At 70.8% G+C, this 7,171-nt stretch carries 8 protein-coding genes and 1 pseudogene; 5 read left to right on the forward strand and 4 right to left on the reverse strand.

Translation table 11 applies throughout. The features are described from left to right. Window positions 1–152 (reverse strand): annotated as a pseudogene (locus tag VNM44_RS13400) (superoxide dismutase); the annotation flags it as partial. 80 nt (window positions 153–232) lie between these two features. Between VNM44_RS13400 and VNM44_RS13405 the strand changes: the two are divergent. The 3 genes from VNM44_RS13405 to VNM44_RS13415 are packed head-to-tail and all read left to right on the forward strand — an operon-like array spanning window position 233 to window position 2,740. Next, window positions 233–841, forward strand: a complete 609-nt coding sequence (locus tag VNM44_RS13405) for a Fe-Mn family superoxide dismutase (RefSeq protein ID WP_325626391.1) — start codon at window positions 233–235, stop codon at window positions 839–841. A gap of 34 nt (window positions 842–875) precedes the next feature. Further along, a complete protein-coding gene (gene plsY, locus VNM44_RS13410; RefSeq protein ID WP_325626392.1) occupies window positions 876–1,484 on the forward strand; it encodes a glycerol-3-phosphate 1-O-acyltransferase PlsY in 609 nt (202 codons plus the stop codon). Then, window positions 1,481–2,740 carry an InlB B-repeat-containing protein gene (locus VNM44_RS13415; protein ID WP_325626393.1) on the forward strand — a complete coding sequence of 420 codons (1,260 nt, stop codon included), beginning with the start codon at window positions 1,481–1,483 and terminating at the stop codon, window positions 2,738–2,740. The genes plsY and VNM44_RS13415 overlap by 4 nt, the downstream gene beginning before the upstream one ends. Here VNM44_RS13415 and mptA read toward each other — a convergent pair. Genes mptA through VNM44_RS13430 form a run of 3 tightly spaced genes read right to left on the reverse strand, consistent with a single transcriptional unit; the run spans window position 2,730 to window position 5,377 of the window. After that, on the reverse strand, window positions 2,730–3,707 hold the full coding sequence (mptA, locus tag VNM44_RS13420; RefSeq protein WP_325626394.1) for a GTP cyclohydrolase MptA: 978 nt from the start codon (window positions 3,705–3,707) through the stop codon (window positions 2,730–2,732). The genes VNM44_RS13415 and mptA overlap by 11 nt on opposite strands. 22 nt (window positions 3,708–3,729) lie before the next feature. Continuing rightward, complete coding sequence (locus VNM44_RS13425) at window positions 3,730–4,524, reverse strand: alpha/beta fold hydrolase (RefSeq protein WP_325626395.1); 795 nt, start codon at window positions 4,522–4,524, stop codon at window positions 3,730–3,732. Between the two features lie 25 nt (window positions 4,525–4,549). Continuing rightward, the gene (locus tag VNM44_RS13430; RefSeq protein ID WP_325626396.1) at window positions 4,550–5,377 is read right to left on the reverse strand and encodes a DNA-formamidopyrimidine glycosylase family protein; all 828 of its coding nucleotides are present in this window, start codon (window positions 5,375–5,377) and stop codon (window positions 4,550–4,552) included. Between the two features lie 42 nt (window positions 5,378–5,419). Here VNM44_RS13430 and VNM44_RS13435 point away from each other — a divergent pair, with 42 nt between their 5' ends. Together VNM44_RS13435 and VNM44_RS13440 are read left to right on the forward strand one after the other, a co-directional pair. Further along, on the forward strand, window positions 5,420–6,301 hold the full coding sequence (locus tag VNM44_RS13435) for an asparaginase (RefSeq protein WP_325626397.1): 882 nt from the start codon (window positions 5,420–5,422) through the stop codon (window positions 6,299–6,301). A gap of 145 nt (window positions 6,302–6,446) precedes the next feature. Then, the coding region (locus tag VNM44_RS13440; RefSeq protein ID WP_325626398.1) for a sigma-70 family RNA polymerase sigma factor at window positions 6,447–7,171 on the forward strand (725 nt) is incomplete at its 3' end.

Below are 7,171 nucleotides of genomic sequence, written 5' to 3' on the forward strand. Positions count from 1 at the left end.
CGGTCCATCCACTCGGTGCCTTCGAGCGCGGCGTTCAGATTCGTGACGTACGCGCCGTGGTGCTTGTCGTGATGGATCTCCATCGTGCGCGCGTCGATGTGCGGCTCGAGCGCGTCGAACGGATAGGCGAGATCGGGGACGGTGTACGCCATTGTCATCGCTCCTTCGGTCGTCGGCTGTCCAGGCCAAGGATATGCTGCCGCCGGTCCCGTCCCGTCGAGCGAGGAGCGTCATGGCACCGACCGAGGAGATCTCGCCCCGTCCCCTCGACCCCAGGCTGCTCCAGCTGTCGGGCATCTCGCGCGCGTCGGTCGAGGCGCACTACCGGCTCTATCAGGGCTACGTGGCGAAGCGGAACGAGATCCTCGGGCTGCTCGGCGACGTCGACCGCGCGACGGCGAACCAGGTGTACTCCGCCCTCCGCTCTCTCAAGCTGGACCTCACGTTCGCGATCGGCGGGATCAAGAACCACGAGCTCTACTTCGCGCACCTCGGAGGGGATGGAGGCGACCCGCACGGCGCGTTCCGTGTACTCGTCGAGCGCGACTTCGGCTCGGTCGACGCGTGGCGGGCCGACCTGCGCGCGACGGGGATCGCGGCGCGCGGCTGGGCGTGGACTGCCTACGACTGGGACGAGCGGCGTCTCTTCAACTACCTCGGCGACGCCCAGAACACGTTTCCCGTGTGGAACGCGACCCCGCTGGTTGCACTCGACGTGTACGAGCACGCGTACTTCCTCGACTATCAGACGGACCGCCCCTCCTACATCGACGCGTTCTTCGAGAACCTCGACTGGGACGTGGTGAACGGGTGGATCGCGTCGTACGCGATTCCGTCCTGAGCGCGGGGGTCGGCCCCGCAAGGACATCACTCCGGTGACGGGCGACGCGCTCGTCGTGATCGGCGGTTACCTCCTCGGCTCGATTCCGTTCGGCTACGTCCTTCCTCGGCTCGTCCGCGGCGACGACATCCGGAGGCACGGGAGCGGGAACGTCGGCGCCTCGAACGTCTGGCGCGTCTACGGGCGTTCACTCGGCATCCCGGTCGCGCTGCTCGACGTGGCGAAGGGCTTCGTGCCCGCGCTCGTCGGTCTCGAGCTCGGCGGCGACTGGGTGGGCGTACTCGCAGGCGCCGCCGCCATGATCGGCCACGCGCGGCCCGTGTTCCTGGGCTTCTCGAAGGGCGGGAAGATGGTCGCGACGGCGGGCGGGGTCGCCCTCGCGCTCGCGCCACTCGCGGCGCTCGCATGCCTCGTCGTGTGGCTCGTCACCTTCGCCGCCTTCCGCTACGCCTCGTTGGCGTCGATCGTGACCGCATGCGCGCTTCCGTTCCTGTGCCTCGCCTTCGACGCTCCGTGGCCGGTCGTCGGCTTCGCGGCGATCGCGGCCGTGGGCGTCGTCGCCCTGCACCGCCACAACGTCCGGCGGCTGCTCGCGGGGACGGAGCCGCGCTTCTCGCGCACGTTGATGCGGGGAGCCCGGTGATCCGCCGCACGCTGCTCGTTCTGCTGCTCGCGACGGCGCTCGTCGCGGCGACCGGAGAGGACGCGCTCGCCGCCCCCTGGTGCGGGACGACGACGACGCAGGACCGCGCACCCGCCCTCACCGGACGCCCGATTCGGGTCGTCTACGCATACGCGGCCGACGGGCCGGACAGAAGCGCCGTGCTCGCGCCGCAGATCTCGGCGGACGTGGACGCGATCGACGACTGGTGGCGCGGCCAGGATCCGTCGCGTGAGCCGCGCTTCGATCGAGCCAGCTTCTCGTGCGGCCCGCAGGCGGACATCCTCGTGCTGCGGCTCTCGGACTCGACTGCCGAGCTCCGGAGCGGGTCCGGGCGCGGCGATCGGATCGCCGGCGCGGTCGCCGTCGCGACCGGGCGCTCGCTGTTCGAGAAGCAGCTCGTCTACTACGACGGGCCGGTCGACAATCCCGACACGTGCGGGGAGGGGGCGGGGCGCCCGGACGGCGACGGCGTCGCGATGGTCTACCTCGGCGCGTGCACCGACGTGCCGTCGGCCGTCGTCGCCGCGCACGAGCTCCTTCACTCGTTCGGCGCGCTGGCCGAGTCGGGCCCGCCACATGCCTGTCCCGACACGCGCGGACACCCGTGCGACAGCGACCTCGACCTGCTCTACCCGTATGCGAGGAGCGGCCTCCCTCTCGGCTCCCTGTTTCTGGACGTCGGGCACGACGACTACTACGGCCACTCCGGAGGCTGGCCGGACGTCCAGGACTCGCTCTGGCTGCGGCTGGTCGCGCAGCAGCTGTCGCTCTCGCTGGCGATCGCGGGCCGCGGCTCGGTGGAGAGCGACGTGCCGGGGATCGACTGCGCCGCGTCCTGCACGACCCGATGGGACGCGGGTAGCAGGGTGTCGCTCGAGGCGCTCCCGGCCGCGGGCCAGCGGTTCGTGCGCTGGAGCGGCGCATGCTCGGGCTCCGGTCCGTGCGACGTCACGCTCCAGGCCGCGCAGTCGGTCGGCGTGCTCTTCGCTGCCGAGCGCTTCCCGCTCGTCGTCGGCGTCTCCGGCCGGGGCAAGGTGACCGGGGCGGGAGCCCCGTGCGCCGCGGCGCGCTGCAGCCGTTCCGCGAGCTCCTACACGCCCCTTCGCCTGCGCGCGACGCCGGCGCCGGGCTGGCGGCTCGTCGGCTGGAGCGGTGGATGCTCCGGCCGCGCGGTGACCTGCGCCGTCCCGATGACGAAGGCGACGGCAGTGCTCGCGCGTTTCGTCAAGCGCTAGGGAGGCCGCGGAGCCAGTCCTCGAGCGTCGTCTGCCGGATCGACGGCTCGCCGCCCTGGAGCTCGCGGCGGATCTCGGCGACGGTCCCCCAGCGCTCCGCGACGACGTCGTGGTCGTGGATCGTCTCGAGGTTCACCTGGCGAGAGAGGACGAAATCCCCGTCGTCGAGGCCGGGCTTCGACTCGAGGAGCTCACGGATCGCGACACGGACCGAGTCCTCCACGAAGCGCGGTTGGAGGTGCGCGTGCTCGACGACGAAGAGCTCGTCCGGGCGCTTCAAGAGCTCGTAGACCGGCGCGCTCATCGACCGCTCGACGATGCCCGAGAGGTCCTCTGCGTCGAGCTCGTGGGTCGTGCCGACGAGCAGCGTCCCGCGCCCGCGCTGGTTGTGAGTCGCGATTGGCACGAGCTCGAGGATCCGTTCGGCGTCCGCGCCGAAGCCCGCCTCCTCGAGGCGCTCGTAGGCACGGGCCCGGACGAGGTCCTGCGCGCACGGGCACGCGTTGATCCCGGTCGCCTCGACTCCGACGACGCGGCGTGAGCCCTTGCCGCCCGCCGCCGCGATACCGATCAGCGAGACGATCTCCTGCGTCTCGAGACCGGTCACCGGAGTACGGCGACGTTGCGGCCAGCGCGCGACGATCCGTACCTCCGCCCGGAGCGCGTTCTGGCGTTCCACGATCTGGGACGCGATCCGGTCGGCGAGCACCTCGACCAGCAGGCCCTGCCCCAGCACGACCTCGTCGATCGCCTCGTCGAAGAGCTCGGGGAAGCGCGACATGTGGACGCCCTTCTGGTCACGGGCGAGGTCGACGGTGCAGTCGATCTCGGCGGCCATCAGGATCTCGTGGTCGCCCCGTCGGATGCGGATCGCCTTCTGGACTCCGGTGACGCCGGCGCGCGAGAGCGCGAGGCCGACGGGCGGCGCCGAGGCCTGCATGTCGCGGACGAGCGGGAGGTCGCTCACGCCGGTCACGCTACACCCCGTATCAGGCCGCGGGCAGGAACTGGAGCAGCGTCCGTGCGAAGGCCTCGGGATGCTCGAGCGGTGGGAGATGCGCGACGGCTGGAAGCTCGATCAGCTCCGCGCCCGGGATCTCCTCGGCGAGCAGCCGCGCGATCTGGCGGAAGCCGCGCTGGTCGAGCGCACCGACGAGGACGAGCGTCGGCCGTGTGACTTCTCCGAGACTCTCGCGGCGGCTCGGCGTCAGCCAGCCGCCCTCGGCGGCCGGGTTCTCGTGCTCGAGCGCGGCACGCTGCATCTCGAACACGCGGCGCCGCAGGGCCTTCGGCACCACGTCCTCGCCGCGGGTCGGCCCGTCCAGCCAGGTCCTGACATTGATCCACGCGACCTCGTCGAGATCGCCGCGCTCGAACGCCGCCGCCTCCTCGTCCCAGGCGGCGACCAGGGCCGGATCGTGCTGCCATCCGTCGATCCCGGCTCCGACGAGCACGAGGCGGTCGACCAGGTCGGGGTGCGCGAGCGCGAGGTCGAGAGCGACATGGCCTCCGAGCGAGACGCCGACGACGTGGGCGTGCTCGATCCCGAGGCTCTCGAGGAGCGCGGCCGCGTCGGCCGCGTAGACGAACGGGCCGTCGGGAACCGGCGTCTCGCCGAATCCGCGGAGGTCGGGCGCGACGACCCGGAAGCGCTCCGCCAGCATCGGCGTCACGTCGTCCCACATTCTCCGGTCTGCGATCCCGGCATGGAGAAGCAGGAGCGCCGGGCCCCGACCGGACTCGTCGTACGCGACGTCGACGCCGTTCACGCTGACCGTTGCCATCCGCCGAGCGTACCCCGAGCCGAACTCAGCGAAGAATCCGAGAGAGCCTGCGGTCCTTCAGGATCCGTCCGCCGGTCTGGCAGGACGGGCAGTACGTGATCGTGTGCTCCTCGAAGTCGACGCGCCGGAGCGTCTCCCCGCAGCGAGGACAGGGATCGCCGAAATGGCCGTGGATGCGGTAGACGTCCGCGTCGCCCTTTCCCGCGAGTCGCAGCACGAGCGCCCGCTCGAGATCGTCCGAGATCGCGGCCGCCAGCGTCTCGATCTCGCCGTCGGTGAGATCCGTGGAGAGGCGGAACGGCGACAGGCGGGCCTCCCAGAGGATCTCGTTCGCATGCGCGCGCCCGATTCCCGCGAGGGCCCGCTGGTCGCGGAGGAGCGGGTGGAGCTGGCGGCGATCGCGGCGGACGATCTCGCCGAGTGCGTCGGCGTCCAGGTCGAGCGCGTCGGGACCGAGGTGGGCGAGCTCCGCGTCGAGCGCGGCGGGTGTGAGCAGCCAGACGCCCGCCCGCTTCTTCTTTCCGCCTTCCGTGAGGACGAGATCGCCGCCGTCTGCGAACCGCACCTCGAACATCGGCTTCGCCGGCCTCTTCTTTCCCGGCGGCAGGTAGCGCAGGCGGCCTGCGCTCATCAAGTGCACGCGGAGGACGAGCTCGCCGTCGTCGGTTGGGAAGAGGAGGTTCTTGCCCCGTCTCCGCGCACCGGCGAACGAGCGGCCCTCGAGCGCGCTCGGCGGCGGGTCGAAGGTCTTCAGCGTCGCGACATGGCCGGGACGAGCCGTGTCGACGGGTGCCCGCGAGACCTGCGGGTCGAGCTCCCGCACCCACGCCTCTACCTCGGGAAGCTCGGGCATGGCCCCAAGCGTAGAGACCCGGAGCCTCTAGGCTGGTCGATCGTGGAGCCGATCGTCGTCGAGGCGACTCGCGACGGGGTGGTCGAGGCCCGTCACGTCGTCCACGCGGTGGCCGTCCGCGACGGACGGGTCGAGCTGGCGGCCGGCGATCCGGGGCTCGTCACGTTCCTGCGTTCGTCGGCGAAGCCGATGCAGGCGCTGCCCGTGGTGCGCGCGCGGCCCGACTTCGACGACGAGCAGGTCGTCCTCCTCTGCGCGTCCCATCTCGGGGCTCCCGAGCAGGTCGCCGTCGTGCGACGCATCCTCGCCGACGCGCCCGCGACCGAGGACGAGCTCGAGTGCGGGCCCGATCCGACGCCCATCGAGCACAACTGCTCGGGCAAGCACGCGGGCTTTCTCGCCCTCTGCCGCGCGGAGGGCTGGCCCACGCCGGGCTACCGGTTTCCCGAGCACCCGTGCCAGCAGGCGATGCTCCGGGAGGTCGCCGAGGCGGCCGAGGTTACGCCCGCCGCGCTCGCCGTCGCGATCGACGGATGCGGCGTGCCGACGTTCGCCTTGCCGCTCGAACGCGGCGCACACGCCTTCGCCCGGCTCGCGTCGCTCGACGCGGGGACGCGTGTCGTGAGTGCGATGCGCTCGCACCCGGATCTCCTCCGGGGGCCGGTCGCCGCCGACGTCCTCCTGATCCGCGCGCTCGAGGGCTGGGTGGCGAAGGGAGGTGCCGAGGGACTCTTCTGCGCCGCGTCGGCCGACGGCCTGGGGATCGCGCTCAAGGTGGTCGACGGCGCGTTCCGCCCCATCCAGCCGGCGCTCGCGCATTTTCTGTCACTGCTCGGGCTCGACACCTCGGCGCTCGGGCCGAACGAGATCGAGAACAGCCTCGGAGAGCCGGTCGGCGAGCTTCGAGTCGCCGAGCCCGTTTGATCGAGAATCGAGAATCTGCTCCCTTCCCAAAGTCAGGAGTGACGTATACGATCCGGCGCCGAAGGGTCTGAGCCGGAGCGGAGAGGTCCGGCTCACTGCGTTCGAGGGTCTGTCTTCCGTCAACCGCTGGGAGAAAGAGAGGTCCATGCTCGCCGTCGATACCCCCCTTCCGGAGCTCGAGGAGCTGCACAAGCTCGTCGAGCAGGGGCAGGAGAAGGGCTTCCTGACGTACGACGAGATCGTCAAGTCCCTGGAGGACGTCGATCTCACCAAGGAGCAGTTGGAGGACTTCACGACGTACCTCATCGACCACTCGATCGAGCTCGTCGAAGGGGAGCAGCACAAGGCACTGCCGCACGAGCAGCCGATCGTCCCGCCGGAGGAGGTGGCTTCGGCGCCGAAGCTCGACCTCACCGTGGAGCCGTCGCTCGACTCGCTCCGTCTCTATCTGCGGGAGATCGGCAAGGTGCCGCTTCTCACCGCCGATCAGGAGGTCGCGCTCGCCAAGCGGATCGAGCGCGGCGACGAGCGGGCGAAGCAGCACATGATCGAGGCGAACCTGAGGCTCGTCGTCTCGATCGCGAAGGGCTACCTGGGCCGTGGGCTCTCGTTCCTCGACCTGATCCAGGAGGGGTCGCTCGGATTGATCCGGGCGGTGGAGAAGTTCGACCACCGCAAGGGGTTCAAGTTCTCGACCTACGCCACGTGGTGGATCCGCCAGGCTGTGACACGGGCGATCGCCGACAAGGCGCGCACGATCCGGATTCCGGTGCACATGGTCGAGAAGCTGAACAAGGTCGTGCACATCGAGCGCCAGCTCGTGCAGCGGCTCGGCCGCGAGCCGAAGCCGGAGGAGATCGCCGAGGAGCT

The sequence above is a fragment of the Gaiella sp. genome, assembly GCF_035558935.1.
GTDB lineage: Bacteria > Actinomycetota > Thermoleophilia > Gaiellales > Gaiellaceae > Gaiella.